Raw genomic sequence first — 557 nt, forward strand, 5'->3', positions numbered from 1 at the left:
GCATGGCTTCAGCCGCTTCCCTCGCTATGCTCAGTCCAGGGTCTTCAGCTCATGCTATTCCGGCTGGAGTCGCCGCCTTCCACTACAATCAACTAGTGTATGTCTACATCAAAAAAATTTCTTCTATCTAAAAAATCATCTTGTTGAAGTATACTTAAATAAAGTAAATGCAGGTGGTGCTCCTCATGATTTCAAACCAAGAAACCCTTCATCTAAGTCCGTACATGGCGATTTATGAACTTGTCGTGCCAAAAGATGATATGCTTCGCCTAATAAATGAACTTGTTGATTTTTCCTTTATTCTAGAAGAGTTAAAAACAAAATACTGTTTAGATAACGGTCGAAATGCGATTCCGCCTATCCGTATGTTCAAGTACCTATTATTAAAAGCCATTCATGATGTATCCGATGTGGACTTAGTTGAGCGTTCCAAATACGATATGTCCTTTAAATATTTCTTAGATATGGTGCCAGAAGATGACGTCATCGATCCAAGTTCACTGACAAAATTTCGTCGACTGCGTCTAAAAGATGTCGGTCTATTAGATATGTTAATT

General features: G+C 38.6%; 1 protein-coding gene. It reads left to right on the forward strand.

The window, feature by feature from the left end:
- Positions 1-185 precede the first annotated feature (185 nt).
- On the forward strand, positions 186-557 hold a 372-nt coding region (locus tag B371_RS0100040; RefSeq protein WP_019412336.1), incomplete at its 3' end, for a transposase.

It is taken from the genome of Paenisporosarcina sp. TG20, assembly GCF_000286315.1.
GTDB lineage: Bacteria > Bacillota > Bacilli > Bacillales_A > Planococcaceae > Paenisporosarcina.